Origin of the sequence: Mesorhizobium sp. M0761, assembly GCF_040320205.1 — a bacterium.
Classification (GTDB): Bacteria; Pseudomonadota; Alphaproteobacteria; order Rhizobiales; family Rhizobiaceae; genus Mesorhizobium.
In genome coordinates this window covers 126,011-152,831 of the sequence record NZ_JAMYPF010000006.1, presented here as the reverse complement: position 1 = coordinate 152,831, position 26,821 = coordinate 126,011, and the positions used below count along the sequence as shown (strand labels likewise).

The window sequence follows — 26,821 nt, the reverse complement described above, 5'->3', positions numbered from 1 at the left end:
AAACCACCATGACCGACACCAAACCAGTCCTGATCCTCGGTGGCACTGGCAAGACCGGCCGTCGCCTCGCCGAGCGGCTGACCTCACAGGGCATTCCCGTGCGCATCGGCTCGCGTTCCGGCAGCCCCCGCTTCGACTGGGAGGTTCCGGAGACCTGGGAGCCTGCCATGCAGGGCGTGGGCGCCGTCTACATCAGTTACTATCCCGACATCGCCGTGCCGGGCGCCGCCGAGACCGTCGGCGCCTTCGCCAGGCTTGCGGTGGCAAATGGCGTCACCCGCATGGTGCTGCTCTCCGGCCGCGGCGAGACCGAAGCCCAGCGCGCCGAAGAGATGGTCAAAGCCTCGGGCGCTGACTGGACGATCCTGCGTTGCGCTTGGTTTTCGCAGAATTTCAGCGAAGGTTTTCTCGTCGAGTCCTTGCGGCAAGGCGAAGTGGCTTTGCCTGTCGGCCCTGTTGGCGAGCCCTTCGTCGATGTCGACGACATCGCCGATGCTGCCTTCGTTGCGCTGACCGAACCGGGTCATGTCGGCCAGCTCTATGAGTTGACCGGGCCGCGGCTGCTAAGCTTCGCCGACGCGGTTGCCGAGATCGCCAAGGCGACCGGCCGCGACATCCGCTATATCAAGATCTCGCATGACGAATTCACCGCCGCGACGGCGGCATACGAACTGCCGCCCGAAATCGCCTGGCTGCTCAACGAGCTGTTCACCGAAGTGCTTGACGGCCGCAACGAGACGCTGACCGACGGCGTCCAGCGTGTGCTCGGCCGCGCGCCGAAAGACTTTTCCGCCTACGCAAATGAAACCGCTGCAACCGGCATCTGGAGCAACTGAGATGATCAAGCTTCTTCCCACCCTCACCATCATCGCCGCCATCGGCTCGGGCGTCGTCGGCGGCGTGTTCTTCGCCTTTTCCAACTTTATCATGTCGGCGCTTGCCCGGCTGCCGGTCCCCCAAGGCATCGCAGCGATGAATTCGATCAACATCACGGTGATCACGCCCACCTTCATGACGGCGCTGTTCGGCACCGGCCTGCTCTGTCTGGTGCTTATCGCCGCCGTTCTCATGGGGTGGAGCCAGTCCGGCTCATACTGGCTGCTTGCCGGCGCCGTGATCTATTTGATCGGCAACCCGATCGTGACCATGGTCTTCAATGTGCCGCTCAACGATGCGCTCGCCGCCGTCGACCCGGCCAGCGCCAATGGCGCAGCCGTGTGGGCGAACCATCTGAATCAATGGGTGATGTGGAACCACGTCCGCACCATCACCGCCATCGTGTCGATGGCCTGCTTCATGTTCGCATTGCTCTGAAAAATGACACTTCGCAAACGCAAGGACCTCGCCTCAAGCGGGGTCCTTTTGCGTGTGACCCTTGCGGTCGGAATGACCGAGATCGCGGCCCGGATCGATGACGTCGCGCACCAGCTGCTTGAGCTTGGCGGCATCGGGAAAGCCGCCGTCGCGCTTGCGGTCCCAGACCAGCACATCGTTGCAGGAAACGGTGAAGATGCCGCCTGTGCCCGGCACCAGCGTCACTTCACCAAGATCCGTGCCGAAGGTGGAGAGCAGTTCCTGCGCCATCCAGCCGGCCCGCAACAGCCACTGGCACTGCGTGCAATAGGTGATGACCACGCGGGGCCTCTCCGGCACACTCATGTCTGGGCCTCCTGTATGCGCACCGTGGTATTTGCGAATCGATCGTGTATCGGGTCGTCGCCCAGAGCTATGGATATCGCAATCCAGACCGGCCAGATCAGCACCAAAACGAGGGCAGCGGATGCAACCACTATTTCCAGGCTGGAGTAATCCTGCACGCCACCGGGAGCGGTGCCCCAAGCCTGAAAAGCATACCAGCTTCCCGTCAGGACGATCGGTAATGCGCCGAGAAACTTGATAAGTTGCCGCCGAACAGCCTTTCTCGCCGGCAGGCCGACCCTATGTCTGTCGTCCTCATCATGTACAGTGAGCTCCGTGAGCCGCTTGCCGATTGATTGGCCGGACTTCAACTCCATAATGAGGAGATAAGACGCCAGAGCGATCAGCTCGAGGAAACCCAGGTCCAATGCTGCAGGCCTGAAATTCCCTTGCGAATCCAGATCGATCGAGATGGAGGAGGTTTCTCCAGGCTTTGAGCCCGGCGCCGTACCCACGCTCCATATGGCGACCGGCAAACCGAGTACTGATGTTCTACACACCTGCCAATCATAACGGGCAAGTGTCGGGGCACCGTGAACCGTACCCTCCTGGCATAGTTTCCAGTTCAGCCAAAAGCTGCCTTTTACGCCACCGTTGGTCAGCAGAAATAGAGCCCCTACGAGCAAATAGAGGGCGATCAGGATTACAAGGTAGTCGATGAGTGCAGCGAGAAACCGTCGCCATATGCCGGGCCGGCGAGGCCAGGCCACCGCATCGGCAAAACTTGCCTCTTTATAGTCGGTCATCGGCCCCCCCTGATAACTGACTAATCTATAGGCAGGCCGCCGTCATACAGCAATATTCGCATCCGACTGTATTGCACGGACCTACGCCGCGCTGAGCTTGGCCATGGTCTCGTCGTCGACCTCGAAATTGGCGTAGACGCTCTGCACGTCGTCATCGTCCTCGAGCGTTGCCACCAGTTTCATCAGCGATTGCGCCCGCTCTTCGTCGACCGGGACATTGTTCTGCGGCTGCCAGATCGGCTTCACCGATTCGGCCTCGCCAAGCGAGGCTTCCAGCGCCTTAGACACTTCGCCCATACTCTCGAACGCACAGTAGATGGTGTGGCCTTCCTCGTCGGACTCGACGTCATCGGCGCCGGCCTCGATCGCCGCGTCCATCACCTTGTCGGCGCTGCCGGCGGAGGCCGGATAGTAAATCTCGCCGGCGCGGTTCCACATGAACGACACCGAGCCGGTTTCACCAAGCGCACCCCCGGCTTTGGTGAAGGCGGCGCGCACGTTCGAGGCCGAGCGGTTGCGGTTGTCGGTCAGCGCCTCGACGATCAGCGCCACGCCGCCTGGCCCATAGCCTTCATAGCGCACCGCTTCGTAATTCTCGGCATCGCCCATCGATGCCTTGTTGATGGCGCGCTGGATGTTGTCCTTCGGCATCGACACCGCCTTGGCGTTCTGAATGGCCAGGCGCAAACGCGGGTTCATCGACGGATCCGGTGTTCCGCTCTTGGCGGCGACGGTGATTTCGCGCGCCAGCTTGGAAAACATTTTCGACCGCACCGCGTCCTGCCGGCCCTTGCGGTGCATGATGTTCTTGAACTGTGAATGGCCAGCCATGGCACCCCTGTCGTCTTAGGCTAAGAGCATCCCGAAACGAGGTGATCTCACCTCGTCTTCCGCGATACTCGAACTCAAATTTTCAGAGCCGTCCAAGGTGCAACGCGATGGATGCACGGCGTTCTCTGTCGGAATGGCCGGCTTATAGATAAATCGGCTCAATTCGTCCAGCCGCGCCGGTTCACCCCTCCAGATCGGACTTCAGCCGGTCGATAATGCTGAGCGCATGGCCGGCATACTGGCTGATCCAGCGGTCGTGGATGTGCTTGATCGGCAGCGCGTTGAGATGGTTCCAGCGCTCGCGCCCTTCGCGCTTTGCCACCACCAGTTCAGCTTCTTCCAGCACCTTGAGATGCAGCATGACGGTGCAGCGATCGATGTCGGGAAACGCCTCGCACAACATGCCGGTCGTCTGCGGCGCATCCTTCAGCCGATCCAGCAATTCGCGACGGCGCGGATGCGCCAACGCCTTGAAAACGTGATCGTCTGCGGTTTGGCTTGACATGTTATGTTTCTATAACATATCGTCGAGCCAATCAAGGAAGGAGCTGTGGATATGTCTCTTGGATTCAGAGTTTCCGGGCGCATCGGCAAACCGGTCGCAGAAGTCTTCGACGCAGTCGTCAATCCGGAGAAGCTCAGCGGCTATTTCACCACCATCGGCGGCGCCAGCGCCCCGCTGGAAGCCGGCATCGGTGTCGTCTGGTGGGGAAAAGTGCCGGTCGAGGTCGATGAAGTGGTCAAGGACAGCCGCATCGTGTTGCGCTGGGATGCCACAGATGCCGACGACAGGCCGGCCTACAAGACACGCATCGAGATGAACTTCGAGCCGCTGGACGATGGCGGCACCCTTGTGACCATTGCTGAATCCGGCTGGCCGGAAGGCGTGGTCGGCCTGCAGAAATCCTACCTCAATTGCGAGGGCTGGTCGCAGATGCTGGCTTGCATGAAGGCCTATGTCGAATACGGCATCAACCTGCGCGACGGCTACTACCGCGGCGAGATGAGGGGCGAGCCGGCCAACGAGACAAACAGATGAACCGCGCAACGGAGCCCGCAATGACCGCGAAAATGACAGGTGGAATCAACATCGCCATGAAAGTCCCGTCACATCAGTACGAGGCGACGATCGCCTTCTATCGCGACGTCGTAGGCTTGAATCCATTCACCGCCAAGGCGCCGGCCATCGGCTTCGAGCTCGGCCCCAACCGTCTGTGGATCGACGAGGCGCCGATGCTGAGCCAGGCCGAAGTCTGGCTTGAGCTTTTCACCGACGATTCTGCAGCCATTGCGGATCATCTCGCCAAGGCCGGCGTCGTCCGTTGCGACGCGGTCGAGCCCCTGGGCGAAGGCTTTCGCGGCTTCTGGATCGCCAACCCGGCCAGCATCGTTCACATGGTGCGCGAGCCCGACGCCTGGTAGCGCAAAGCCGGACAAGGAAGGAGCATCGATGGAAATTCACAAAACGCCGACTGCCGAGCCGGCATGCTGATTAAGCGGCCGGTCGCCGAGGTCTTCGAGGCGATCGTCAACCCGGCCATCACCACGAAATTCTGGTTTACCCACAGTAGCGGCCGGCTGGATAGCGGCAAAGAGGTTCGCTGGGAGTGGCGCATGTACGGCGCCTCGGCGATGTCAATGTCAGCGAGATCGTCGAGAACAAGAAGATCGTCATGCAATGGAGCGATCCGCCGACCACTGTGGTCTGGACATTCACGGAGATGCCCGGCGCCGAAACGCCTGACGGTGCGACCTTTCTTGAGGTCAGCAATTTCGGCTTCGCCGGCACCGCCGACGAGCAGGTCAAGCAGGCGGTCGGCTCGACCGACGGCTTCGCACTGGTTCTTGCCGGCGCAAAGGCATGGCTGGAACAGGGCCTGTCGCTTGGCCTGATCGGGCGCTAGGGCCGCCCCTGCGACGCCAGCCTCAATGCCCGCCGCCGGATTTCTTGCGCCGCCGCGCCAGCATGTTCAGGCCCTCGACCAGGGCGGAAAAGCCCATCGCCGCGTAGATGTAGCCCTTCGGCACATGATAGCCCATGCCGTCGGCGATCAGCGTCATTCCGATCATCAGCAGGAAGCCCAGCGCCAGCATGACGATGCTCGGGTTCTTGGCGATGAAGTTGGCCAGCGGCCCGGCCGCCAGCATCATCACGCTCACCGCCACGATCACGGCGATGTACATGATGGCAATCTCGTCGGTCATGCCGACGGCGGTGATGATCGAATCGATCGAAAAGACGAGATCGAGCAGCAGGATCTGGAAGATGGCGCCGGCAAGCGAGATCTGCAGCGTCTCGCCCATCATCGTATCCTTGTGGTCGTCGGGATCGACGGTGTGGTGGATTTCCTTGGTCGCCTTCCAGACCAGGAACAGGCCGCCGGCAATCAGGATCAGGTCGCGCCAGGAAAAGCCATGGCCGAACGCTGTGAACACCGGCGTCGTCAGCTGCACGATGATGGAGATGGTTGCGAGCAGCACCAGCCGCATGATCAGCGCCGCCGAGATGCCGAGACGCCGGGCGCGGGCGCGCTGCGCTTCCGGCAATTTGTTGGTCAGGATCGAGATGAAGATCAGATTATCGATGCCGAGCACGACCTCGAGCACGATCAGCGTCAGCAACGCGACCCACGCGGTTGGATCGGAAACAAATTGAAAATGCGGCGCAAAGAACTCGATCAGCTGCATGGAGGTCGTCCCCTCTTTAACGATCTAGAGCAGTTTCGTCGCCAGTTAGGTACTTTACTCGACTATATCAATGTCATGACCAGAAGGATGGCGCGGTTTCTTCGAGCCGCGGCCCGCGACGAAAAGGCGCGATCTTCTCGGTCAGGCCGGTGCGGTCGGAAATAGTGACGCCGACGCCGCACAATGTCGCCGGTCCGGTCGCTGCTTCGAAGCGGCCCTTCGGCACTTTCGACAGGAAGCGGTTGAGCGGTTCTTCCTTGTCCATGCCGAGCGAGGAATCATAGTCGCCGCACATGCCGGCATCGGACATATAGCCCGTGCCGCCATTGAGGATCTGGTGGTCGGCCGTCGGCTGGTGCGTATGGGTCCCGATGACGAGGCTGGCGCGGCCGTCGACGAAATGCGCGAAGCACATTTTCTCCGAGGTCGCTTCGGCATGGAAGTCGATGACCACGGCATCGGCCTGCTCGCCCAGCGGACAGGCGGCCAGCTCCCGCTCGCCGGCCTGGAACGGATCGTCGAGCTCGGGATGCATGAACACCCGGCCCATAATGTTGGCGACCAGCACGCGCGCGCCGTTTTTGGCGATGTAGACGCCGGAGCCGCGCCCCGGCGTGCCCTTGGGGAAGTTGGACGGACGCAGGAAGCGCTCCTCGCGCGGCGCGAAGACCAGTGCGTCGCGCTGGTCCCAGACATGGTTGCCGGTGGTGACGACATCCGCACCGGCGGCGATGGTGTCGCGAAAAATGTCTTCGGTGATGCCGAAGCCGCCGGCGGCGTTCTCGCCATTGACGATGACGAAGTCGAGTTTGAAATCCGAGATCAGGCCGGGCAGTTGTTCCCACACCGCCGTACGTCCCGATTTGCCCACCATGTCGCCGAGGAAGAGAAGTCTCATGCCCACTTCTATCCAGAGGCACGGACGCTAGGCAAGCGCTACCCGGGCGATTGGCGCTAACGCCGGCCGAAAGTACCACGCTGCTGTTGAGACTGCTTTGCGCTCGCGCCCGCGACGCGAACTGCCGAAGGCATCATCGGTGACGCCGGCGGTGCGGTGCGTCCGCGCAGCCAGAAGAACCAGACGTAGAAAACAGTGAACCCACCAGTAGTGGCCAGGAGCAACAGCCCGCCGCGCCAGCCCTTCATCGCCGCGGTATCGAGGATCGATGGATTGGCAGGGTTGTAATACAACTCCACCGCGTCGCCTTTGGACGCCGTGTAGAGGCCGATGTCCTTTCCCTTGCCGGACCACGTCATCGGTGCATCGTTCGCGACATAGGTGACAGCGACGTTGATGCCTTTCGCGGTGAGGCCATTACCCTGGGCTTCGCTGTAGGAACTGACATCCGTCACAGTGGCAACGGCCTGCTGCCAGGCGAAGTGGTGATGCAGGGCAGTTCCCACAATATGCACTGCCATCGCGAACAGCGCCACCGCGATAAGGACGAACGGCATCAGCAGGAAGCGTGCGAAGACAAACATGGATGGCCGCCATCGGATCGGACTGTGTTGCCGGAATACTATCCGGCACGTCTTGGAAACGCGTTAAGCGGGATCGCGGTCTTTTAAGCGATGTCGAAGCGGCGCAAACCGCTCTCGGTGAGTATTTCCGGGATGATGACGTCGTGCGCCTCATCCGGCACCAGACCCACCTCCTGGCAATCGAAAGCGATGCCGATCAGTCGTGGCGGCTGGCCCTTGTCGATCAGCCTGGCGATGGCGCGGTCGTAATAGCCGGCGCCATACCCGATGCGATGACCGCGGCTGTCGAAGGCCGCGAGCGGCACCAGCATCACCGCGGGATCGAGAACCTCGGCCTCCGCATGCGGACCGACCGTGCCAAAACCCATCTCGACCATCGGCGCGCCGCGCACCAGTTCGCGAAAGACGATGGTGGTCTTGTCGAGGATGGCCGGCAGGCAAAGCCTGGCCCCGTTCTCGCGCAAGGCGAACATCAGCGGCCTGACGTCGACTTCCGATCGCATCGGCCAGAAAGCTGAAACGATCTGACCCGGCTCGATGGCGAGGTGGTCGCGCGCCGTCTCGGCCATTTCAAGCGCGATCTCCACCCGCCACAGCGGATCGAGCGCATCGCGACGGCCGAGTGCCTCGAGGCGCAACTGCTTTTTCAGGTCTTTGGGAGATGTCATGCGCGGACGATAGAAAAGGTCGGATCTGGGTGACGTTTCATGAGCGACGTTTTCTACCACATCATCCGCCAAACTGGGCGGATAGAGGTAAGTGACGATCCACACAACCGGTGGAGAGAGCGATCCCGGGAACCTACAAAGTAGGTGGGCGCCGTATGAGAAAACCCACGGGTCTTCCCAGGGACAGCTCCCTAAGGATCGTTAAGGCCCCGGGGAAAATGTTCTCCTGCCGGGAAGCGCAGACCGCCAAGCCCAATATAGGCGGCTGGTCGGTCAAGCGCTAGTGACATGAGCCGATGTTTCCATTTCGATCTCACACGCTTTGGTCGCAGCCGGCTCGCCCTTGCACAGGTCAAGCAGCATCCTTACGCTCGCGCTGACCAACCGAGGAGCAAGTATGCGTTTCGAAGGCACGGCGGCCTATGTCGCCGACAAGGATCTGATGGTGGCGGTGAACGCCGCGATCGCGCTGGAGCGGCCGTTGCTGGTCAAGGGCGAGCCGGGCACCGGCAAGACCGAGCTTGCCCGCCAGGTGGCATCGGCGCTCGGCCTCGACCTGATCGAATGGCACGTCAAGTCGACCACCCGTGCGCAGCAGGGACTGTATGAATATGATGCTGTCTCGCGGCTGCGCGACAGCCAGCTCGGCGATGCCAGGTTCAACGACATCAAAAACTACATCAAGCGCGGCAAGCTCTGGCACGCCTTCGCGGCCGGTAAGAAGGTCGTGCTGTTGATCGACGAGATCGACAAGGCCGATATCGAATTCCCCAACGACCTGCTGCAGGAACTCGATCGGATGGAGTTCTTCGTCTACGAAACCGGCGAAACGATCCGCGCCGCTGTGCGCCCCATCGTCATCATCACTTCCAACAATGAGAAGGAACTGCCCGACGCCTTCCTGCGCCGGTGCTTCTTCCACTACATCCGCTTTCCCGATGTCGACACGCTGCACAAAATCGTCGACGTGCACTATCCCGGCATAAAGCAGAATTTGGTGCGTGCTGCCCTGACCCAGTTCTACGAGATCCGCGATGTGCAGGGGTTGAAGAAGAAGCCGTCGACCTCCGAGGCGCTCGACTGGATCCGCCTGCTGGTCGCCGACGACATCGCACCCGAGGATCTGCGCGCCGACCCCAAGAATGCGCTGCCGAAGCTGCACGGCGCACTGCTCAAGAACGAACAGGACGTGCATCTGTTTGAACGCCTGGCCTTCATGGCCAGACGGCAGGGGTGAGGATCGAGGGTTGGCTGACAGCTACGGGCGGCTTTGGCCGCTTACTCCGCGGCGGGAGCAAACCCTCTCTCCTGCGGCGCGACGCGCTTCGGCCCGAAGATGACGAAGCCGATGACCGACAGGGCGAGAACGCCGATCCCGCAATAGAGCATGACCCAGCCGAAACCACTGACCAGGGCGGCATGCACGATGGCGCCGGATGGGTCGAGGGCTGCGAGCTTCGGCGTCCCCTGCGCAAGGCCCTCCAGATTGCCGGTGGCGACCCTTTCCGCCAGTGCCCGCAATTCATCCGGCTCCAAAGCCGCGCCGAGTGTGGCCCGCAGGTGGGAAACGATACCTTGCGTCAGCAGCAGGCCGAGCACCGCGATGTTGATGGCAAGCGTGATCAGGCGTGCGCTGATATCGATGCCGGACGCCATGCCGGCGCGATCCGGCGATACCGCGCCGGTCGTGGTGTTTGTGGTCGGCGAATTGGTGAGACCGATGCCTATGCCGGCAATCAGCGTGCCCGGCAGCATGGTCAGCCAGGTGGTGCCCTCGAGCTTGGAGCCGATCCACATGGCGATGAAACCGATCCCTAGCGTCAGCAGACCGAGCGGGATGGCAATTCGCGCCTGATAGCGCGCGCGAATGCGCTCGGCGATCGGCGGCATCACCATGAACGGCAGCGTGTAGACGAGCAACAGCAGGCCGGTCGTCGTGCTGTCGTAGCCGAGAACGCCCGAATAATAGATCGGCAGATAGATGATGAACGGCCAGTAACTGAAATTCATGCCGATGGCGCCCATGATCGCGCCGGAAAACTGGCGGATGCGGAACACGGAGAAATCGAACATCGGATAGGGATTGACCCTCTCGGCGACAAGGAAAGCGATGAACGCAGCCACGGAGGCTGATATCACGCCGATGCGGGCGCTGGTCCCGAGATCCGCACCCTGCGTGATCAGATAGGAGAAGCCGAACACAGAAGCCGACAGCGTCAGCATGCCGGCCCAGTCAAGCTTCTGGGCGTTGTGATCGCGCGATTGCGTGACACCGGCGCCGATAAAGGCGAGCGCCAGGATCGCCAGCGGCACGTGGATGAGGAACACCCATTGCCAGTTCGACAGCGCCACGATCAAGCCACCGATGGCGGGCCCGAAACCGAGCCCGATGCCTGAGACGACGCTCCAGGCGACGAAAGCCTTGCCGCGTTCGCGGCCGTCCTGGAACTGATGCGACAGCACGGCGACGCTGCAGGTCAGCATCGCGCCGCCGGCGAGACCTTGCAGGAAGCGGGCGGCGATCAGCAGCGCCGCACTCGGCGCTAGGCCGCACAGCAGCGAGGCGAGGCTGAAGGCGACGGTGGTGATCACCATCACGCTCTTGCGGCCGAAACGGTCGGCCAATGTCCCCGTCGCCATAAGCACTGTCGTGCAGGCGATGGTGTAGGCGTTCATGATCCACTGCAAATCCCTGAAATTGGCGGCGAGCACGCTTTCCAGTTTCGGCAGGATCACCGGCACGCTGGAGATTTCGAGCCCGAACAGCAGCGACGCCAGGCACACGCCGGTGAGCGCTATGGTGTTTCGTTGAATTGGCATATCGATCTCTTTCCATCCGAGCATGAGGCGCTCTTCAAACCGCGACCGGTTTGAGATAGAGGAGACTCGACCATGAAAAAAGGCTATGCTCGGCTATATCAGAAATGACAAAACGGAATGATTGGCCCAATGGAGTGCTGCGATGACCAGTCTTGATGTGGACGCCGTACGAACCTTTGTGATGGTGGCCGATCTGCAGAGCTTCACCCAGGCGGCATCGGCGCTGGGCAGCACGCAGGCGACGATCAGCGTCAAGCTGCGCCGCCTTGAGGAGAAGCTCGGCGCGCGATTGATCGAAAGAACGCCGCGCCGCGTCAGCCTGTCGGCACGAGGCGCCGTCTTCCTCCCCGCCGCGCGCGACTTCCTTGCCGCGCACGAGCGCGCCATGGCGGAGTTTGCGTCAGCACCGTGCCGGCTTGCGCTCGGCTTTGTCGATCATGCCGCCGGTCCGGCGCTGTCCATTCTGATTGCCCAGCTCCATGCGCACGATCCATCGCTGACGCTCAGTTTGAGGATCGATACCAGCACGGTGCTCAAGGAAGCTTTCGATCACGGCGAGCTCGACGCGGTTATCGTGCACCGCGAAGGCGACAGCCGTCCTGGCCGGACCTTGTCGCGCAACCACTATGGCTGGTTCGCCGCACCTTCCTTCGAGTGGCAGCGCGGAACGCCGTTGCGCCTCGCGCTCTTAAGCACCGTGTGCAACTGTCCGGATCGTGTGCGGGCGGTCGAGGCGCTGGACAAAGCAGGCATCGCCTGGGAGGAGGCCTTCGTCGGCGGCGGCGGCGCGGCCGTCAACATTGCGATATCGGCGGGCTTTGCCGTTTCGGCGCTGGCTCACTGCGTCGCTCCGCCCGGCCTGATCGAGGTTGGCCGCAAACTTGGTCTTCCATCGCTTGACCCTTCCGAAGTGGTGCTGCATTCGCACAATCTGGCGCCGCGCGCGCGTGACGCGCTGCAGATGCTGGCAACCGCATTTCGCGAGTACAATTCGCCGGTGGATTAGGCGATGGTGTTTCCGATCTGATTCCGCCGGAATCCGATAAGGCTTTGGAGGAACCGAAATGACCGAGATCACCGTCCGCCCGCTGGCGCTGGCCGACCATGCCGACTGGCGGCGGCTGTGGACTGCCTACCTCACCTTCTACGAGACCAAGCTGCCGGACGAGGTCTACGACATCACCTGGAAACGACTGTTCACGGAAGGTGAATTCGAACCGAAGGGGTTTATCGCCACGCTCGACGGCAAGGCGGTCGGCCTGACCCATTATCTCTATCACCGCTCCGGCTGGTCGGAGAAAAACAACTGCTACCTGCAGGACCTGTTCGCCGACCCTGATGTGCGCGGCAAGGGCATCGGTGCGGCCCTCATTGAAGCGGTCAAGCAGGCAGCCGGCAAGATCGGCGTCAAGAACGTCTATTGGATGACCCACGAAACCAACGCCACAGCGCGCAAGCTCTACGACCATGTCGCGCGGCGGACAGGTTTTATCGAGTATGATCTGCTATGATGCGAGCGCGATCGAAATAACGCGGAAGGAGCCGAATGATCCGCTATGTCGGAATCCTGGATGGCAGTGACGGCGTTTGGGGAGTGCGGATGCCCGATCTCGCCGGCTGCCACGGGGCCGGCGCAAACCCGGCTGAAGCGATAGCCGATGCCGCGTCGGCTATGCGCGAATGGGCGGAAGCCCGCATCGCAAAGCACTTGCCCATGCCCAACCCACGTACTGTGGCAAATCTTCTGCAATCCGGCGAAATCGACAGTGCCCGTGGCGACTCCGCCGTGACCGTTCGGCATAGATAACGGCCAACCATGTTCCTCCCCTTCTTTCTCGAACTAAAGGCCGCGCGGGTTCCCGTTTCGCTCAGGGAATATCTGTCGCTGCTGGAAGGGCTGGAGGCCGGGCTGGTCGACTATGACGTCCAGGGTTTTTACTACCTCGCCTGCGCCGCGCTTGTGAAGGACGAACGCCATATCGACCGCTTCGACCAGGTGTTTGCGCATGTCTTCAAGGGGATCGAGGCGTTCACCGGCCCCGATGCCGTCGGTGTCGCCAACATCCCTGAGGAATGGCTGCGCCGGCTCGCCGAAAAGCACCTGACCGAGGAAGAGAAGAAACTGATCGAGGCGCTCGGCGGGTTCGACAAGCTGATGGAGACACTGAAGCAGCGGCTGGAGGAGCAGAAAGGCCGCCACCAGGGCGGCTCGAAATGGATCGGCACCGGCGGCACTTCGCCTTTCGGCGCCTATGGCTACAATCCCGAAGGCGTGCGCATCGGCCAGCATGAAAGCCGCAATCGCCGTGCGGTGAAAGTCTGGGACAAGCGCGAGTTCAAAAATTTCGACGACGCCGTCGAGCTCGGCACCCGCAACATCAAGGTGGCGCTGAAGCGCCTGCGTCGCTGGGTGCGCGAGGGTGCGGAGGAAGAGTTCGACCTGCCCGGCACCATCCATGCCACCGCCGAGCACGGCTATCTCGATGTGCAGACGCGCCCCGAACGGCGCAACGCCGTGAAGCTCTTGATGTTCTTCGATGTCGGCGGCTCGATGGACGACCACATCAAAAGCGTCGAGGAGCTGTTTTCGGCCGCCCGCGCCGAATTCCGCCAGCTAGAATATTTTTACTTCCACAACTGCCTTTACGAGGGCGTCTGGAAGGACAACCGGCGCAGGCATGCCGAGACCATCCCGACCTTCGATCTGCTTCACAAATACGGCCCCGACTACAAGGTGATCGTCGTCGGCGATGCCTCGATGAGCCCTTACGAGATCGCGCATCCCGGCGGTTCGGTCGAGCATTGGAACCCGGAAGCCGGCAGTGTCTGGCTTGGCCGCCTCATCCAGCAATGGCCGAATGCGGTCTGGCTGAACCCCGAAAATCAGAAAAACTGGGGCTTCACCCATTCGATCGCGATGATCCGCGATCTCTTCGGCGGCCGCATGTTCCCACTGACGCTGGCCGGGTTGGAAGCCGCGACGAAGCAGCTCTCACGCAAGCATTGATATGAGAGGAAAACCGATGACCTGCTTTCTTTGCCCGCAATGCGGCGTCCAGTTCGCGGCAACGCAGACCCCTCCAGAAAATTGCCCGATCTGCGAGGACGAGCGACAATATGTGCGCTGGGAAGGCCAGGCCTGGATCACTGGGGAAGAACTCTCTGCCGGGCATAGGCTTGTGATGAAGGACCATGCCGGCGTTCTCGCTTTCGGCATCGAGCCGCGCTTTGCTATCGGCCAGCGGGCGCTGCTGGCGCAGACGCCGCACGGCAATGTGCTGTGGGATTGCATCTCGATGGTGAGCGACGAGGCGGTAGCCGAAATCAACCGTCGCGGCGGCCTGGCCGCGATCGCTATTTCGCACTGCCACTATTATTCGGTGATGGTCGAGTGGAGCGAGGCGTTTGGCGGCGTGCCGATCTATCTCCATGCCGACGACCGCCAGTGGATCATGCGGCCGCACAACGCCATCGTCAGCTGGGCGGGCGAGACGCTGGCCATAAACCCGTCGCTGACACTCGTGCGTTGCGGTGGCCATTTTGCCGGCGGCCAGGTGCTGCATTGGAAACGCGATGACGGTAACGCCCTGCTGTCCGGCGACATATTGCAGGTGACGCCGACGCGTCGCCATGTCAGCTTCATGTACAGCTATCCGAACTACATTCCGCTCAATGCGCCGGCCGTGCGACGCATCGCGGCGGCACTTGAGCCTTTCGAATTCGACGACATCTACGGCGCGTGGTGGCAGCAGAACATCATCGGCGGCGCAAGAACGGCATTTCATGCGTCGATCGCCCGCTATCTTCAGGCGATTGGGTAGGAGCTCGGCTGAAAATGCGAGCAAAACACGTAACAAACGCCTATCTCTAAGCGAATATAGCTTGCAACCAACAACAAGCCGCCAAGGCTGAGGAGATCAAATGGACACCCACACCTACCCTGTCACCCGCACCGACGCTGAATGGCGCGCCCGCCTGACGCCCGAGCAATATGCGGTCATGCGCGGCCATGGCACCGAACGGCCCGGAAGCTGCGCCCTGCTCTACGAAAAGCGCGCCGGCACCTTTTCCTGCGTCGGCTGCGACCAGCCGCTGTTCGAATCCAAGCTCAAGTTCGAGAGCGGCACCGGCTGGCCGAGCTTCAATGATCCGGTGCCCGGTTCGGTCGAAAACACCGTCGACCGCAGCTACGGCATGGTCCGCACCGAATGCCACTGCGCCCGCTGCGGCAGCCATCTCGGCCATGTCTTCGAGGACGGCCCGCCGCCGACCGGCCTGCGCTATTGCATCAACGGCGTGGCGCTGAAATTCGAGCCGGCGGCTTAAGCCGCGGCTTGACCCCCATCTTCAAAGGGCGGCTTCGGCCGCCCTTTTCGTGTCAATCTTCTCAGACAACCACCACCAGGATCAGCCAAAGCGTAGCCCCGAGCGTCATCAACGAAGCCTTGGCGCCACTGGATTTTTCCGTGGTTCGCCAGACGGCAAAGGTCAAAAAGATGTTGTAGGGCACGGGCGCGAAATGCACCGCCAGGACGACGGCGAGCGGCAGCTTCAAGCCGAGCAGAATGAGCGCGGCCACCGACGAGGTGATGTTGATCGCCGTGCCGACAAGGACCAGATCGCGCCAGAACAACCGCTCGACCGGAACCGCGCCTTGCCAGCGCGAGCCGAAGAAGGATCCGATGCTTTGCACCAACACCTGATAGCTATCCCTCTCTCAGCACGTCGGTGACGGCGCGCTCGAAGCGCGAGCATTCCGTCACCAGCCAGTCGGCCATGGCCGGCCAGTTGTCCTCGGCATAGCAGTTCACCCGCCACATCGAATTGATGCCGAGGCCCTCGCAGCTCTGCTCCGGCCTGAGCTTCAGCCTGTCTTCGATTGCCGGTTGGAACGGCTTCAGCCGCGACCAGACCCCGGTCGCGCCGAACTTCTCGTTACGGCCGAAAAAGACGCCAACTTGACTTTGCGCCGGCGCGACATACATGGACAGGACCAGAGCGAAGTCGGGCAGCCCGCGCTGCCAGAACCAGGGTCCGCGCCGCGCCATGGAAGCGCGTTCCTCCGGATGCCGTTCGGCGAACAGCGCCCAGAAGCTGCGTTGGCGGAATTCAGAGGCGCGGCGGGCGCCGAAGTCGAATTCGCTCATGGTTCGATGCCCGTTCCAGCATCATTCCTTGGCCCGAGACTGTTTCGAAATTCGCTCTGGCGATATCAGCCGGAGTAGAATTTCCAGACAGCCTTACACCATGCCGAGCGCGGCCTTGTAGAGATCGAGGATGGTTTCCTCTTCCTGGCGCTCGGCCTGGTCCTTCTTGCGCAGCCGGATGATCGACCGCATCGCCTTGGTGTCGAAGCCGGTGCCCTTGGCCTCGGCGAACACTTCCTTGATGTCGTCGGCGATGGTCTTCTTTTCTTCCTCGAGCCGCTCGATGCGCTCGATGAAGGCGCGCAACTGGCCGGCGGCAACAGTCTGGCTGGTATCTGTGATGTCGTCGGCCATGTTTTTTCTCCGCTACTTTTTAAGCACCGCGATTCTGGCGCGGTAAATTGGGAGCGGGTTCGATGCCCGAGCAGGCGCGGCGGGTCAAGCCATTATCGATGCTCCATCAACGGCTGCTGCCAGCCGTCCCCAGTGTGATGGATCCGCGCGTCAGCCAAACGCGATCAACAGATCCTTCGCATCGATCTGATCGCCGGCCTTGACCAGCACTTCGGCCACTGTGCCGTCGCGCTCGGCATGCAGGGCCGTCTCCATCTTCATGGCTTCGATCGACAACAGCACGTCGCCGGCCTTGACCGCTTGGCCGGCGGCAACCGAAAGGGCGGAGACCACGCCCGGCATCGGCGCGCCGACATGCGCCTCGTTGCCGGGCTCCGCCTTGCGCCGAGCCTTGGCCGCCGAGGCGCCATGCGCCCTGTCCGGCACCCTGACGCGGCGCGGCTGTCCGTTGAGCTCGAAGAACACGGTGACCATGCCCTTCTCATCGACGTCGCCGATCGCAAGGCAGCGCACTACAAGCGTCTTGCCTTTTTCGATGTCCAGGAAGATCTCGTCTTCGGACTTCATGCCGTAGAAATAGGTCGGCGTCGGCAGCACACTGACCGGCCCGTAGGTTTCCTGCGCGGCGGCGAAGTCGGTAAACACTTTCGGATACATCAGCCAGGAGGCGAATTCGTACTCCGAGAGCTTGCGCTCCAGCTTCTGCTCGATCTCCTTGCGGCTGGCCTTGAGGTCGGCTGGCTTGAGCAGCGAGCCCGGCCGCACGGTGATCGGCTTGCTTTCCTTCAGTGCCTTCTTCTGCAGCTTCGCAGGCCAGCCGCCGGGCGACTGGCCGAGATCGCCGCGCAGCATCGAGACGACCGAGTCCGGGAAGGCGATGTCCTTGGCTGGGTTTTCGACGTCGGCAACGGTCAGATCCTGGCTCACCATCATCAGCGCCATGTCGCCGACCACCTTGGACGACGGCGTCACCTTGACGATGTCACCGAACATCAAATTGACGTCGTGATAGGCTTGTGCCACCTCGTGCCAACGCGTTTCCAGCCCCAGCGAACGCGCCTGTTCCTTGAGGTTGGTGAACTGACCGCCCGGCATCTCGTGCAGGTAGACTTCCGAGGCTGGCCCCTTGAGGTCGCTTTCGAAGGCGGCATACTGGTTGCGCACCGCTTCCCAGTAGAAGGAGATTTTGCGGATCCATTGCGGATCGAGGCCGGGATCGCGCTCGGTTCCCTTCAGCGCCTCGACGATCGAGCCCAGGCAAGGCTGCGAGGTGTTGCCGGAGAAGGAATCCATCGCCGCGTCGATGGCGTCGACGCCGCTTTCCACCCCGGCCAGCACCGTCGCCGCCGACAGGCCTGACGTGTCGTGGGTGTGGAAATGGATCGGCAGGTCGGTCGCCTCGCGCAGCGCCTTGAACAGCACGCGGGCGGCGGCCGGCTTCAAAAGCCCGGCCATGTCCTTGACGGCGATGATATGGGCGCCGGCGGCCTGCAATTCCTTCGCCAGCCCGACATAATATTTGAGATCGTATTTGGCGCGCGCCGGATCGAGGATGTCGCCGGTGTAGCAGATCGCTGCTTCGACCAGCTTGCCCTCGGCGCCCACCGCGTCCATGGCGACGCGCATATTCTCGACCCAGTTCAGGCAGTCGAAGACGCGGAACAGGTCGACGCCGCCAGCAGCGGCCTGGCTGACGAAATGTTGCACGACATTGTCGGGATAGTTGGTGTAGCCGACGCCGTTGGCGCCGCGCAGAAGCATCTGCAGCAAAAGGTTGGGGGCTGCTTCGCGCACTTTGCTCAGCCGCTCCCACGGATCCTCGGTGAGGAAGCGCATGGCGACGTCGAAAGTGGCGCCGCCCCAGCATTCCAGCGACAGCAGCCGCGGCAGCGCCCGCGCGTAGGTGCCGGCAATGCCGGCAATGTCATGCGTGCGCATGCGGGTGGCGAGCAGCGACTGGTGGCCGTCGCGCATCGTCGTGTCGGTGACAAGCACCTCTTTTTGCTCACGCATCCAGGCAGCGAATTTCTCCGGCCCCAACGCGTCGAGCTTCTGCTTGCTGCCCTCAGGCACATTGCCGTTGAGATAGGGCACGACAGGCGCTGCCGCATCGGCCTTCGGCATCGGTCGGCCGCGGGTTTCGGGATGGCCGTTGACGCTGACGTCGGCCAGATAGTTGAGCAGCTTGGTGGCGCGGTCCTGCCGCTTCACCTGCGCGAACAGCTCCGGCGTCGTGTCGATGAACCTGGTCGTGTAGGAATTGTCGGCGAAGCGCGGGTGGTTGATGATTGCCTCGAGGAAGGTGAGGTTGGTGGCCACGCCGCGGATGCGGAACTCGCGCAACGCCCGGTTCATGCGGGCGATCGCCTCGGCCGGTGTCGGCGCCCAGGCAGTCACCTTCTCCAGCAGCGGATCGTAGAAGCGGGTGATGACCGCGCCCGAATAGGCGGTGCCGCCGTCGAGGCGGATGCCGAAACCGGCGGCTTCGCGATAAGCGGTGATGCGGCCGTAGTCCGGAATGAAACTATGCTCCGGATCCTCGGTCGTGATGCGGCACTGCAGCGCATGACCGTTCAGCCTGATGTCGGCCTGCGCCGGCACGCCCGACTCTTTCGTGCCGATGGCAAAGCCGTCCAGTATGTGGATCTGCGCCTTGACGATGTCGATGCCGGTCACCTGCTCGGTCACGGTGTGCTCGACCTGGATGCGCGGATTGACCTCGATGAAGTAGAACTTGCCGGTGTCGGCGTCCTGCAGGAATTCCACCGTGCCGGCGCCGATATAGCTGGTCTCCCGCGCGATCTTGAGCGCATAGCCGCAAAGCTCCTGGCGCAATGCCTCGCTGAGGTAGGGCGCCGGCGCCCGTTCGACGACCTTCTGGTTGCGGCGCTGGATCGAGCAGTCGCGCTCGAACAGATGTACAGCGTTGCCATGCGTGTCGCCGAGCACCTGGACCTCGACATGGCGGGCGCGCTCGATCAGCTTTTCGAGATAGACCTCGTCCTTGCCGAAGGCGGCCTTGGCCTCGCGCTTGCCTTCCATCACCTCGCGGGCGAGGTCGGCTTCCGTGCGGATGGCGCGCATGCCGCGCCCGCCCCCGCCCCACGATGCCTTGAGCATCACCGGATAGCCGACTGTCTTGGCGAGCTGCTTGACTGCTTCCATGTCGTCCGGCAGCGGTTCGGTTGCCGGCACCACCGGCACGCCGACCTCGATGGCCAGATTGCGCGCGGCGACCTTGTTGCCGAGCCGGCGCATCGTGTCGGGCTTCGGCCCTATGAAAGTGATGCCGGCCTCGGCGCAGGCATCTGCGAATTCAGGGCTTTCCGACAGCAGGCCATAGCCCGGATGGATGGCGTCGGCGCCGGACAGCCTGGCGACGCGGATCACTTCCTCGATCGACAGATAGCTTTCGATCGGCCCCATGTCCCTGGCCAGATGCGGCCCGCGCCCGACCTGGTAGCTTTCATCGGCCTTGAACCGATGAAGCGAATATTTGTCCTCCTCGGCCCAGATCGCCACGGTTTTGAGGCCGAGCTCGTTTGCCGCGCGAAAGACGCGGATGGCAATTTCGGACCTGTTGGCGACGAGGATCTTCGTGATGGCCAAGGAAGGAGGCTCCGGACAGGGAGGGATGGGGCAGAGGCATGATTAACGCGAAAATGCTGCAGTGCAACCAAAATCGGGGAGAGATTAAACCGATTTAAATGGATTCTAGCACCTCTGCTCGAAAAGCTGCGTGCGATTGGCGTCGCGAGGTGACGCTAATTGTCGTGCCCGCACAAATTCGACCCCGGCTAGCGGCTTATCCAGCCACCCTCGCTGCGCCCTGTCACCAAAGAAAAATGCCCGGCGCGAGCGCCGGGCATTCCATAGAGCTGTGTCCCGAATTACGACTTCGGGAACCAGGAGATCTTGCCGTCCGGACCCTTCTTCCATTCGTACATGATGTAGCCCGGGAGCTTCGGATCGCCCTTCGCGTCATAGGCGAGATCGCCCAGAACGGTCTTGAACGGGCCCTTCTCGTGCAGCGCCTTGGCCACTTCCACGGGGTCGTTCGACTTGGCCACGGCAGCAGCCTCGGCGATCACCTGCATGGCGGCGTAGGAGTAGAGAGTGTAGGCTTCCGGCTCGAAGCCCTGAGCGCGGAACTTCTCGACCAGTGCCTTGTTCTCGGGGATCAGGCGCGGATCGGGACCGAAGGTGTTGAGCGTGCCGATAACCGCATCGCCGGCGATCGCAGCCAGCTCGTCGGTGACGATGCCGTCGCCCGACATCAAGGTAGCCTTGAGGCCCTGGTCCGCCGACTGGCGGATGATCAGGCCGGCTTCGGTATGCAGGCCGCCCCAATAGATCAGGGTAACACCGGCGTCCTTCATCTTGGCAATCAGCGCCGAGAAGTCCTTGTCGCCGACATTGACGCCTTCGTACATGACTTCGGTCAGGCCGGCTGCGTTCATCGCCTTCTTGGTCTCGTCGGCAAGGCCCTGACCATAGGGGGTCTTGTCGTGGATGACGGCAACCTTGGCGTCCTTGAAGTTGGTCGCGATATAGCCGCCGGCGATGCCGCCCTGCTGGTCATCGCGTCCGCAGGTGCGGAACACGTTCCACAGGCCGCGCTCGGTGAATTTCGGGTTGGTCGCCGCAGGCGTCACTTCGACGATGTTGTTGTCGACGTAGACTTCCTGCGAAACCGGGATCGAGACGCCCGAGTTGAAGTGGCCGATCACGAATTTCACGCCGTCGCCGACGAACTTGTTGCCGACCGAAATGCCCTGCTTCGGATCCGAGACGTCGTCGCCGACTTCGAGCTTGATCTGCTCGCCGTTCATGCCGCCTGCTGCGTTGATGTCGGCAACGGCCGCTTCCGCACCCTTCTGCAGCTGCGCACCGAAGGCCGCATTCGGACCGGTGATCGGACCTGCGACGCCGACGATAACGTCAGCCCATGCATTGCCACCGAACGCGACAAGCGCGGTCAGGGCAACGGCGGACAAAAGTGATTTCTTCATTTAAACGCTCCCATTTACGAGGTGGGCGTGGATGAAACTTTCATGCGATGCCCACCCTTATCGCAGAAAGCGTACTTTGCCGATTTTCAGGCCCTTGTCACGCCGATTCATCCCCGGAACGGCGTTAATGATGAACGTCAACCTTTCGGTTTCCAGCTTAAGATCGAAGCCCGTTCGTAAAGCCAATTATACTGCGTCACCATCTGGTTCGTACGCGTGTATTGATAGCCGACAAATCCCAATATCATGAGCACGATTGTGTCCACGACATAGTATTGCAGCGAAAACATCGTGCCGCCGAACAAGGCATGATGGATGAACCTGATGCCTATGCCGAGACCCAGCAGATAGGCGAACAGCGCCGGCAGGCTGCGCCATGTCTGGGCGCTGGCCTTGCCGGTCATCCATGCCGCCCAGCCGCCGAGCAGACAGGTGACGAAGAAGAACTGCCAGATGGAAGGTTCCTCGTGAAGAATGCCTTGCATGATGAAGACTCCCTAGCATGATCCCGAAAAGTTGCAGACTTTTCGGACAAAGGTCATGCGACAAACAAACAAGTTGGAGCGGAATACCGTATGCATACATTCCGCTCCAAAATCAGTGATGGCCGCCTTCGAGATAGGCCGCCCGCACTTCCGGATTGGCGAGCAATTCCTTGCCTGTGCCGCTCATGGTCACGTTGCCGTTGACCATGACATAGCCGCGCGTGGCGAGTTTGAGCGCGCCGAAGGCGTTCTGCTCGACCAGGAACACGGTCAGCCCTTGCGTGCGGTTCAGCTCGCGGATGGCATCGAAGATCTGCTTGACGATCAGCGGCGCCAGACCCAGCGACGGCTCGTCGAGCAACAGCAGCTTAGGCCGCGCCATCAGCGCACGTCCGATCGACAGCATCTGCTGCTCACCGCCCGACAGCGTGCCGCCGCGCTGGGCAATGCGCTCCTTGAGGCGCGGGAACAGCGCGAACACCTTCTCAGCATCTTCGTCATAGTGCTTGAGATTGTCGAGACCGGCGCCCATCTGCAGGTTTTCCATCACCGTCATGCGCGGGAAAATGCGCCTGCCTTCCGGCGACTGCGCAATGCGCATGCGGGCGATCTCGTGCGTCGGCATCTGGGTGATGTCGGTGCCGGCGAAAGTGATTGAGCCGGCACGAGCGCGCGGCGCACCGAAGATGGTCATCATCAGCGTCGACTTGCCGGCACCGTTCGCACCGATCAGCGCGACGATCTCGCCCTGGTTGACGTGGACATCGACGCCGTTCAGCGCCTTGATGTTGCCGTAGTAGGTCTCGACGCCCTTGATGTCGAGCAGCGTTGTCTCGGCCATCACTTACGCCCTCCGCGCGGCTTGCCTGTCGGGGATTTGGTGGCCGCCGGCTTGGACTTGGCCGTTAGACGCTCGGACGGTGCTCTTGGCGCGGAGTTGGCTCTTGTATCGTATTGGGTGGCCTTTGAAGCTCCCTTCGACACTGTGACCCGCTCGCCCTGGCTGTGGCCGATCGTGTCGCTTACCGGGCCGGCGAGATAGGAAGACGATGTGCCTGGTCCGTGAGCCGAATCCGGCCCGATGTCCAGCTGCTCGATGACGTCTTCATCGCCGACCTCGGTCAGCACCGTCTCGACCTCCTCGTCGTCGACGCCGAGATAGGCGGCGATGACGCGCGGGTCGGTACGCACCGATTGCGGGCTGCCGTCGGAAATCTTGCGGCCATATTCAAGCACCACGACATGGTCGGAAATCTGCATGACCACCGACATGTCATGTTCGATCAGCAGGATCGAGGTACTGCTCTTGATGTCCATCAGCAGCGAATTCAGCGCAGCCGACTCCTTCGGATTGAGACCGGCCGCAGGCTCGTCGAGGCACAGAAGTTCGGGCCCTGTGCACATGGCGCGCGCAATCTCGAGGCGCCGCTGCGCGCCATAGGGCAGGTCGCCGGCCGGATCGTCGGCGCGATCGACAAGGTCGGCCTTCTCCAGCCAGTGCTTGGCAAGCTCCACCGATTCAGCCGAGGCCCTGCGGTAGCCGCCGATCCCGAACAGGCCCAGGATCGTATAGCCGGATGCCTTCATCAGCTTGTTGTGCTGGGCAACCAGCAGATTCTCCAGCAGCGTCATGCCCGAGAACAGGCGGATGTTCTGGAAGGTGCGCGCCACCTTGGCGCGCGCCGGGATCTCATGATTGGGCAGCCGTTCGAGCAGGAAGCTCGAGCCGTCGGCCCGGTTGAGCGTAATCATGCCTTCCGACGGCTTGTAGAAGCCGGTGATGCAATTGAAGACGGTGGTCTTGCCGGCGCCATTGGGTCCGATCAGAGCGGTAATCTCGCCGCGCTTGGCCTGGAACGACAGATCGCCGATGGCGATCAGGCCGCCGAACTTCATCGAAAGATGCTCGACCTGGAGGATGGCGTCTTTCATACCCGGATTGGTCTTCTGAATGGAGGTCGCGCTCATCAGCCGTGCCCTTCCTTGGTGAAGGAGGAGGAGACCGCTTTTCGTTCACTGAGGAAGGCCGTCGGTTCACGGCTGCCGACAAAGCCGCGCGGCTTCCACAGCATGACGATGACCATCGCCATGCCGAACAAAAGCATGCGGTAAAGCTCCGGCGTGAAATCTTTTCCGAAGACACTTTTCAGGAAATCGAGTTCGCGCAGTGCCTCGGTGCCGCCGATCATCACCAGCGCGGCGACCGCGATGCCGACCAGCGAGCCCATGCCGCCGAGCACCACGATGGCCAGGATGATCGCCGATTCCAGGAAGACGAAGGATTCAGGGCTGACGAAGCCTTGCCGTGCGGCGAAGAAGGCGCCGGCAAAACCGCCGAACATGGCGCCGGTGGCAAAGGCGGTGAGCTTGGTGGTGGTGGTGTTGATGCCAAGCGAGCGGCAGGCAATCTCGTCCTCGCGCAGCGCCTCCCAGGCGCGGCCGACAGGCATGCGCCTGAGCCTGATGGTGACGAAGGCGGTCAGCAGCGCCAGCCCGAGAATCAGATAGTAGAGGAAGATCTTGTAGTAGGCGCTCGACTGGGCAATGTGCAGCACCTTGCCGATGTAGTTCGGGTCGGTCGAATTAAACGTCATCAGGCCGAAGAAGGTGACCTTCGGGATGCCGGAGATGCCGGCCGAGCCGTTGGTGACTTCACGCCAGTTGATCAGCACCAGGCGGATGATCTCGCCGAACGCCAGGGTCACGATCGCCAGGTAATCGCCACGAAGCCTGAGCACCGGAAAGCCGAGCATAACGCCCCAGAAGGCGGCCATGGCGCCGGCGGCGGGCAGCAGGATCCAGAACGACAGGCCGTATTGCGAGCCCAGCAACGCATAGGCATAGGCGCCGACCGCGTAAAAGGCGACGTAGCCGAGATCGAGCAGGCCGGCGAGGCCGACGACGATGTTCAGCCCCCAGGCCAGCATCACATAGATCAGGATCTGGATGCCGAAATTGTCGACCCACTTCAACGAGCCCTGCAGGCCGCCGGTTATCGACCACGCGTAGATCGACAGCACCACGACGACGAGGATCGGGTATAGCACCAGCGCCGCAATCCCGAGCTTGGTGAAATTGGCGTGGATGAAGGAGCGGAAATAGAAGATCACGCAAGCGAGCGCGTAAATGACGGCCAATGCGCGCAGGAACTGAAGGTAGCCGGCCAGATCGGGTCCCACCAACACCGGCAGGGCGCTGCCGAACGCAACCAGGACAACCGCCAGCACGACGGCGACGATGAAGGCCGGAAGCAGGAAGAAGCGCGACGCGACGCTCGCCGGCAACAGGCCGGTGGCGACATTGGTGATCTTCTGATTGGCCATGAACGGCTGGCCATATGCAATGTAGAAGAAGCGGCCAAGCATGGTCAGCACGACCACGGTGATGAGCAGCAACCAGCGCTGCACCAGGATCAGCTGGTTGCTTATGTTCTGGTCGGTCTTCAGGCCGATGAAGAGAATGAACAACCCCAGCGAGATGGCGCCGGCATAGAACGCTTCGCGCAATGCACGCTGCACGGGGGAGGCGACGGTGTCGCGCTCCGAGGATACGGAAACCGCCATTGTCTCAGACCTTTTCGACTTCTGGCCGGCCCAAAATGCCGGAAGGCAGGAAGATCAGCACGATCGCCAGGATCGAGAACGCCGCGACGTCCTTGTAGTCGATCGAGAAATACGCCGACCACATGCTCTCGATGAAGCCGATCAAAAGCCCGCCAAGCACCGCGCCCGGCAGAGACCCGATGCCGCCGAGAACGGCCGCGGTGAAGGCCTTGACCCCCGGCACAAAGCCGTCGGAAAAGGCGATGACGCCGTAATACATCAGGAACAACGTGCCCGCGACGGCCGCAAGCGCTGCACCCATGATAAAGGTGATCGAGATCGTACGGTCGACATCGACACCGAGCAGCGCCGCCATCTTGCGGTCCTGCTCGCACGCCCTTTGCGCCCGGCCGAGGGAAGTCCTGTTGACCAGGTACCAGAACAGCGCCAGCAGCAGGGCGGTGACGACGACGATGATGATCTGCTTCAGCGACACGCTGATGCCGTTGATGTTGTAGACCTGGCTGACCATCGGCGGGATCGGCTTGTTGCGCGGGCCCTGCGTCACCTGGATGAAGTTCGACAGCGCGATCGACATGCCGATGGCGGTGATCAGCGGCGCCAGCCGGAACGAACCGCGCAGCGGCCGGTACGCCACCTTCTCGATCGTCCAGTTGTAGAGGCTGGTGAGCAGCATCGCCACGATCATCATGATCAGCAGCGCCAGGACGACCGGCACCGAATAGAACAAGGAGCCGAGGATGAGGAAGACGACGAGGGCGGCGAATGCCCCGACCATGAAAATGTCGCCGTGGGCGAAGTTGATCATGCCGATGATGCCGTAGACCATCGTGTAGCCGATTGCGATCAGCCCATAGATCGATCCCAGCGTCAGCCCATTGATAAGCTGCTGGACAAAGTACTGCATGTGTACATGGCTCCCCTGGAATGTCGCCCATGCAGACGCATTCCTTTTCGTATTTCCCCTAGTCGTAAAGTTTCGAGCCCGGATTGCAACGTGATTTTTCAAACGTCGAGCGTGTTTTGCCGGCACGCCTTCCGATTGCCCGTTTTTTTGCTCCCGACCCCTGGACTATCGCGGACCCTATCATTGGCATAACGCAATGTCTTTGACGATTCAGCCGGACCAGCGACCTCATTTCGAAGAAATCCCGGTCAAAATTAGGTGATGAGACGAATCTTTGCGTTGTTGGCGGGCTTCGTTTTTTAGCCACATTCCGTACTGACCAGCTGCAACATGGGTTACTTCCCGACTATGGCGGTGGATGCCTCGCCCAACGCGCTAACCTTTCGCTGACTGGTTTCGCCAAGAGGTCCCGCTCTGGGT

At 61.8% G+C, this 26,821-nt stretch carries 29 protein-coding genes, 1 other RNA gene and 2 pseudogenes; 12 read left to right on the top strand and 20 right to left on the bottom strand.

The window, feature by feature from the left end:
• Positions 1-8 precede the first annotated feature (8 nt).
• Entirely contained in the window at positions 9-836 is an 828-nt protein-coding gene (locus tag NKI32_RS12305; protein ID WP_353002720.1) for an NAD(P)H-binding protein, read from the top strand.
• Position 837: 1 nt separating this feature from the next.
• Positions 838-1,314 carry an anthrone oxygenase family protein gene (locus tag NKI32_RS12300; RefSeq protein WP_353002719.1) on the top strand — a complete coding sequence of 159 codons (477 nt, stop codon included), beginning with the start codon at positions 838-840 and terminating at the stop codon, positions 1,312-1,314.
• A gap of 33 nt (positions 1,315-1,347) precedes the next feature.
• Here the strand turns inward: NKI32_RS12300 and NKI32_RS12295 are convergent, their stop codons facing one another.
• From NKI32_RS12295 to NKI32_RS12280, 4 genes are all read right to left on the bottom strand, one after another.
• Complete coding sequence (locus tag NKI32_RS12295; RefSeq protein WP_023668742.1) at positions 1,348-1,659, bottom strand: Rdx family protein; 312 nt, start codon at positions 1,657-1,659, stop codon at positions 1,348-1,350.
• Positions 1,656-2,444 (bottom strand): RDD family protein, encoded by a 789-nt coding sequence (locus NKI32_RS12290; RefSeq protein WP_023700267.1) that lies wholly within the window; start codon positions 2,442-2,444, stop codon positions 1,656-1,658. The genes NKI32_RS12295 and NKI32_RS12290 overlap by 4 nt, the downstream gene beginning before the upstream one ends.
• An 81-nt stretch (positions 2,445-2,525) precedes the next feature.
• Entirely contained in the window at positions 2,526-3,275 is a 750-nt protein-coding gene (locus NKI32_RS12285; protein ID WP_023668740.1) for a YebC/PmpR family DNA-binding transcriptional regulator, read from the bottom strand.
• 181 nt (positions 3,276-3,456) lie between these two features.
• Positions 3,457-3,780, bottom strand: coding sequence for an ArsR/SmtB family transcription factor (locus tag NKI32_RS12280; RefSeq protein ID WP_023744976.1), 324 nt, complete (start codon positions 3,778-3,780; stop codon positions 3,457-3,459).
• Between the two features lie 51 nt (positions 3,781-3,831).
• On the opposite strand from NKI32_RS12280, the gene NKI32_RS12275 reads away from it, so the two are divergent.
• From NKI32_RS12275 to NKI32_RS12265, 3 genes and pseudogenes are all read left to right on the top strand, one after another.
• Positions 3,832-4,314 (top strand): SRPBCC domain-containing protein, encoded by a 483-nt coding sequence (locus tag NKI32_RS12275; protein ID WP_023684154.1) that lies wholly within the window; start codon positions 3,832-3,834, stop codon positions 4,312-4,314.
• 20 nt (positions 4,315-4,334) lie between these two features.
• Entirely contained in the window at positions 4,335-4,697 is a 363-nt protein-coding gene (locus tag NKI32_RS12270; protein ID WP_023728642.1) for a VOC family protein, read from the top strand.
• 28 nt (positions 4,698-4,725) lie between these two features.
• Positions 4,726-5,179, top strand: a pseudogene (locus tag NKI32_RS12265) (SRPBCC family protein).
• A gap of 22 nt (positions 5,180-5,201) precedes the next feature.
• Here NKI32_RS12265 and NKI32_RS12260 read toward each other — a convergent pair.
• The 5 genes from NKI32_RS12260 to ssrS all read right to left on the bottom strand — a co-directional run bounded on the left by NKI32_RS12260 (position 5,202) and on the right by ssrS (position 8,361).
• Complete coding sequence (locus NKI32_RS12260; RefSeq protein ID WP_031205303.1) at positions 5,202-5,963, bottom strand: TerC family protein; 762 nt, start codon at positions 5,961-5,963, stop codon at positions 5,202-5,204.
• A 73-nt stretch (positions 5,964-6,036) separates the two neighbouring features.
• The gene (locus NKI32_RS12255) at positions 6,037-6,861 is read right to left on the bottom strand and encodes a TIGR00282 family metallophosphoesterase (RefSeq protein ID WP_023668734.1); all 825 of its coding nucleotides are present in this window, start codon (positions 6,859-6,861) and stop codon (positions 6,037-6,039) included.
• A gap of 56 nt (positions 6,862-6,917) precedes the next feature.
• The gene (locus NKI32_RS12250) at positions 6,918-7,445 is read right to left on the bottom strand and encodes a DUF3592 domain-containing protein (protein ID WP_023716054.1); all 528 of its coding nucleotides are present in this window, start codon (positions 7,443-7,445) and stop codon (positions 6,918-6,920) included.
• An 83-nt stretch (positions 7,446-7,528) separates the two neighbouring features.
• Positions 7,529-8,113 carry a 5-formyltetrahydrofolate cyclo-ligase gene (locus NKI32_RS12245; RefSeq protein ID WP_023698428.1) on the bottom strand — a complete coding sequence of 195 codons (585 nt, stop codon included), beginning with the start codon at positions 8,111-8,113 and terminating at the stop codon, positions 7,529-7,531.
• A 92-nt stretch (positions 8,114-8,205) separates the two neighbouring features.
• Positions 8,206-8,361: non-coding RNA, 6S RNA (ssrS, locus tag NKI32_RS12240), on the bottom strand.
• A 149-nt stretch (positions 8,362-8,510) separates the two neighbouring features.
• On the opposite strand from ssrS, the gene NKI32_RS12235 reads away from it, so the two are divergent.
• Positions 8,511-9,350 carry an AAA family ATPase gene (locus tag NKI32_RS12235; RefSeq protein ID WP_023684147.1) on the top strand — a complete coding sequence of 280 codons (840 nt, stop codon included), beginning with the start codon at positions 8,511-8,513 and terminating at the stop codon, positions 9,348-9,350.
• Between the two features lie 41 nt (positions 9,351-9,391).
• Here the strand turns inward: NKI32_RS12235 and NKI32_RS12230 are convergent, their stop codons facing one another.
• Positions 9,392-10,933, bottom strand: coding sequence for an MFS transporter (locus tag NKI32_RS12230; RefSeq protein WP_156940805.1), 1,542 nt, complete (start codon positions 10,931-10,933; stop codon positions 9,392-9,394).
• A gap of 142 nt (positions 10,934-11,075) precedes the next feature.
• Here NKI32_RS12230 and NKI32_RS12225 point away from each other — a divergent pair, with 142 nt between their 5' ends.
• The 6 genes from NKI32_RS12225 (at position 11,076) to msrB (ending at position 15,259) form a co-directional block, all read left to right on the top strand.
• Entirely contained in the window at positions 11,076-11,939 is an 864-nt protein-coding gene (locus NKI32_RS12225; protein WP_023698426.1) for a LysR family transcriptional regulator, read from the top strand.
• Positions 11,940-11,997: 58 nt separating this feature from the next.
• A complete protein-coding gene (locus NKI32_RS12220) occupies positions 11,998-12,444 on the top strand; it encodes a GNAT family N-acetyltransferase (RefSeq protein ID WP_353002717.1) in 447 nt (148 codons plus the stop codon).
• Positions 12,445-12,479: 35 nt separating this feature from the next.
• Positions 12,480-12,740 (top strand): type II toxin-antitoxin system HicB family antitoxin, encoded by a 261-nt coding sequence (locus tag NKI32_RS12215; RefSeq protein WP_050485875.1) that lies wholly within the window; start codon positions 12,480-12,482, stop codon positions 12,738-12,740.
• Between the two features lie 9 nt (positions 12,741-12,749).
• Positions 12,750-13,940, top strand: coding sequence for a vWA domain-containing protein (locus NKI32_RS12210; protein ID WP_353002716.1), 1,191 nt, complete (start codon positions 12,750-12,752; stop codon positions 13,938-13,940).
• A gap of 16 nt (positions 13,941-13,956) precedes the next feature.
• Positions 13,957-14,754, top strand: coding sequence for an MBL fold metallo-hydrolase (locus NKI32_RS12205; protein WP_352839679.1), 798 nt, complete (start codon positions 13,957-13,959; stop codon positions 14,752-14,754).
• 100 nt (positions 14,755-14,854) lie between these two features.
• Complete coding sequence (msrB, locus tag NKI32_RS12200; RefSeq protein WP_013529102.1) at positions 14,855-15,259, top strand: peptide-methionine (R)-S-oxide reductase MsrB; 405 nt, start codon at positions 14,855-14,857, stop codon at positions 15,257-15,259.
• A 61-nt stretch (positions 15,260-15,320) separates the two neighbouring features.
• Here the strand turns inward: msrB and NKI32_RS12195 are convergent, their stop codons facing one another.
• The 10 genes and pseudogenes from NKI32_RS12195 to NKI32_RS12150 all read right to left on the bottom strand — a co-directional run bounded on the left by NKI32_RS12195 (position 15,321) and on the right by NKI32_RS12150 (position 26,401).
• On the bottom strand, positions 15,321-15,632 hold the full coding sequence (locus tag NKI32_RS12195; protein ID WP_031196451.1) for a hypothetical protein: 312 nt from the start codon (positions 15,630-15,632) through the stop codon (positions 15,321-15,323).
• Positions 15,633-15,639: 7 nt separating this feature from the next.
• On the bottom strand, positions 15,640-16,080 hold the full coding sequence (locus NKI32_RS12190; protein ID WP_352741522.1) for a hypothetical protein: 441 nt from the start codon (positions 16,078-16,080) through the stop codon (positions 15,640-15,642).
• A 93-nt stretch (positions 16,081-16,173) separates the two neighbouring features.
• Positions 16,174-16,434 (bottom strand): DUF2312 domain-containing protein, encoded by a 261-nt coding sequence (locus NKI32_RS12185; RefSeq protein WP_023668722.1) that lies wholly within the window; start codon positions 16,432-16,434, stop codon positions 16,174-16,176.
• 150 nt (positions 16,435-16,584) lie between these two features.
• A complete protein-coding gene (gene pyc, locus NKI32_RS12180; protein ID WP_353002714.1) occupies positions 16,585-20,043 on the bottom strand; it encodes a pyruvate carboxylase in 3,459 nt (1,152 codons plus the stop codon).
• Between the two features lie 281 nt (positions 20,044-20,324).
• Positions 20,325-21,446 (bottom strand): branched-chain amino acid ABC transporter substrate-binding protein, encoded by a 1,122-nt coding sequence (locus NKI32_RS12175; protein WP_023668720.1) that lies wholly within the window; start codon positions 21,444-21,446, stop codon positions 20,325-20,327.
• A gap of 137 nt (positions 21,447-21,583) precedes the next feature.
• Positions 21,584-21,931, bottom strand: coding sequence for a DUF6867 family protein (locus NKI32_RS12170; protein ID WP_023668719.1), 348 nt, complete (start codon positions 21,929-21,931; stop codon positions 21,584-21,586).
• 112 nt (positions 21,932-22,043) lie between these two features.
• The gene (locus tag NKI32_RS12165; RefSeq protein ID WP_023668718.1) at positions 22,044-22,772 is read right to left on the bottom strand and encodes an ABC transporter ATP-binding protein; all 729 of its coding nucleotides are present in this window, start codon (positions 22,770-22,772) and stop codon (positions 22,044-22,046) included.
• Positions 22,773-22,792: 20 nt separating this feature from the next.
• Positions 22,793-23,899, bottom strand: a pseudogene (locus NKI32_RS12160) (ABC transporter ATP-binding protein); the annotation flags it as partial.
• Positions 23,899-25,494, bottom strand: coding sequence for a high-affinity branched-chain amino acid ABC transporter permease LivM (gene livM, locus NKI32_RS12155; RefSeq protein ID WP_023668716.1), 1,596 nt, complete (start codon positions 25,492-25,494; stop codon positions 23,899-23,901). The pseudogene NKI32_RS12160 and the gene livM, both read right to left, overlap by 1 nt.
• Positions 25,495-25,498: 4 nt before the next feature.
• Positions 25,499-26,401, bottom strand: coding sequence for a branched-chain amino acid ABC transporter permease (locus tag NKI32_RS12150; protein ID WP_023668715.1), 903 nt, complete (start codon positions 26,399-26,401; stop codon positions 25,499-25,501).
• Positions 26,402-26,821 lie beyond the last annotated feature (420 nt).

Coding starts and splice junctions, on each gene's coding strand:
- NKI32_RS12305 (WP_353002720.1), top strand. CDS start 9: ATGACCGACACCAAACCAGTCCTGATCCTCGGTGGCACTGGCAAGACC.
- NKI32_RS12300 (WP_353002719.1), top strand. CDS start 838: ATGATCAAGCTTCTTCCCACCCTCACCATCATCGCCGCCATCGGCTCG.
- NKI32_RS12295 (WP_023668742.1), bottom strand. CDS start 1,659: ATGAGTGTGCCGGAGAGGCCCCGCGTGGTCATCACCTATTGCACGCAG.
- NKI32_RS12290 (WP_023700267.1), bottom strand. CDS start 2,444: ATGACCGACTATAAAGAGGCAAGTTTTGCCGATGCGGTGGCCTGGCCT.
- NKI32_RS12285 (WP_023668740.1), bottom strand. CDS start 3,275: ATGGCTGGCCATTCACAGTTCAAGAACATCATGCACCGCAAGGGCCGG.
- NKI32_RS12280 (WP_023744976.1), bottom strand. CDS start 3,780: ATGTCAAGCCAAACCGCAGACGATCACGTTTTCAAGGCGTTGGCGCAT.
- NKI32_RS12275 (WP_023684154.1), top strand. CDS start 3,832: ATGTCTCTTGGATTCAGAGTTTCCGGGCGCATCGGCAAACCGGTCGCA.
- NKI32_RS12270 (WP_023728642.1), top strand. CDS start 4,335: ATGACCGCGAAAATGACAGGTGGAATCAACATCGCCATGAAAGTCCCG.
- NKI32_RS12260 (WP_031205303.1), bottom strand. CDS start 5,963: ATGCAGCTGATCGAGTTCTTTGCGCCGCATTTTCAATTTGTTTCCGAT.
- NKI32_RS12255 (WP_023668734.1), bottom strand. CDS start 6,861: ATGAGACTTCTCTTCCTCGGCGACATGGTGGGCAAATCGGGACGTACG.
- NKI32_RS12250 (WP_023716054.1), bottom strand. CDS start 7,445: ATGTTTGTCTTCGCACGCTTCCTGCTGATGCCGTTCGTCCTTATCGCG.
- NKI32_RS12245 (WP_023698428.1), bottom strand. CDS start 8,113: ATGACATCTCCCAAAGACCTGAAAAAGCAGTTGCGCCTCGAGGCACTC.
- NKI32_RS12235 (WP_023684147.1), top strand. CDS start 8,511: ATGCGTTTCGAAGGCACGGCGGCCTATGTCGCCGACAAGGATCTGATG.
- NKI32_RS12230 (WP_156940805.1), bottom strand. CDS start 10,933: ATGCCAATTCAACGAAACACCATAGCGCTCACCGGCGTGTGCCTGGCG.
- NKI32_RS12225 (WP_023698426.1), top strand. CDS start 11,076: ATGACCAGTCTTGATGTGGACGCCGTACGAACCTTTGTGATGGTGGCC.
- NKI32_RS12220 (WP_353002717.1), top strand. CDS start 11,998: ATGACCGAGATCACCGTCCGCCCGCTGGCGCTGGCCGACCATGCCGAC.
- NKI32_RS12215 (WP_050485875.1), top strand. CDS start 12,480: ATGATCCGCTATGTCGGAATCCTGGATGGCAGTGACGGCGTTTGGGGA.
- NKI32_RS12210 (WP_353002716.1), top strand. CDS start 12,750: ATGTTCCTCCCCTTCTTTCTCGAACTAAAGGCCGCGCGGGTTCCCGTT.
- NKI32_RS12205 (WP_352839679.1), top strand. CDS start 13,957: ATGACCTGCTTTCTTTGCCCGCAATGCGGCGTCCAGTTCGCGGCAACG.
- msrB (WP_013529102.1), top strand. CDS start 14,855: ATGGACACCCACACCTACCCTGTCACCCGCACCGACGCTGAATGGCGC.
- NKI32_RS12190 (WP_352741522.1), bottom strand. CDS start 16,080: ATGAGCGAATTCGACTTCGGCGCCCGCCGCGCCTCTGAATTCCGCCAA.
- NKI32_RS12185 (WP_023668722.1), bottom strand. CDS start 16,434: ATGGCCGACGACATCACAGATACCAGCCAGACTGTTGCCGCCGGCCAG.
- NKI32_RS12175 (WP_023668720.1), bottom strand. CDS start 21,446: ATGAAGAAATCACTTTTGTCCGCCGTTGCCCTGACCGCGCTTGTCGCG.
- NKI32_RS12170 (WP_023668719.1), bottom strand. CDS start 21,931: ATGCAAGGCATTCTTCACGAGGAACCTTCCATCTGGCAGTTCTTCTTC.
- NKI32_RS12165 (WP_023668718.1), bottom strand. CDS start 22,772: ATGGCCGAGACAACGCTGCTCGACATCAAGGGCGTCGAGACCTACTAC.
- livM (WP_023668716.1), bottom strand. CDS start 25,494: ATGGCGGTTTCCGTATCCTCGGAGCGCGACACCGTCGCCTCCCCCGTG.
- NKI32_RS12150 (WP_023668715.1), bottom strand. CDS start 26,401: ATGCAGTACTTTGTCCAGCAGCTTATCAATGGGCTGACGCTGGGATCG.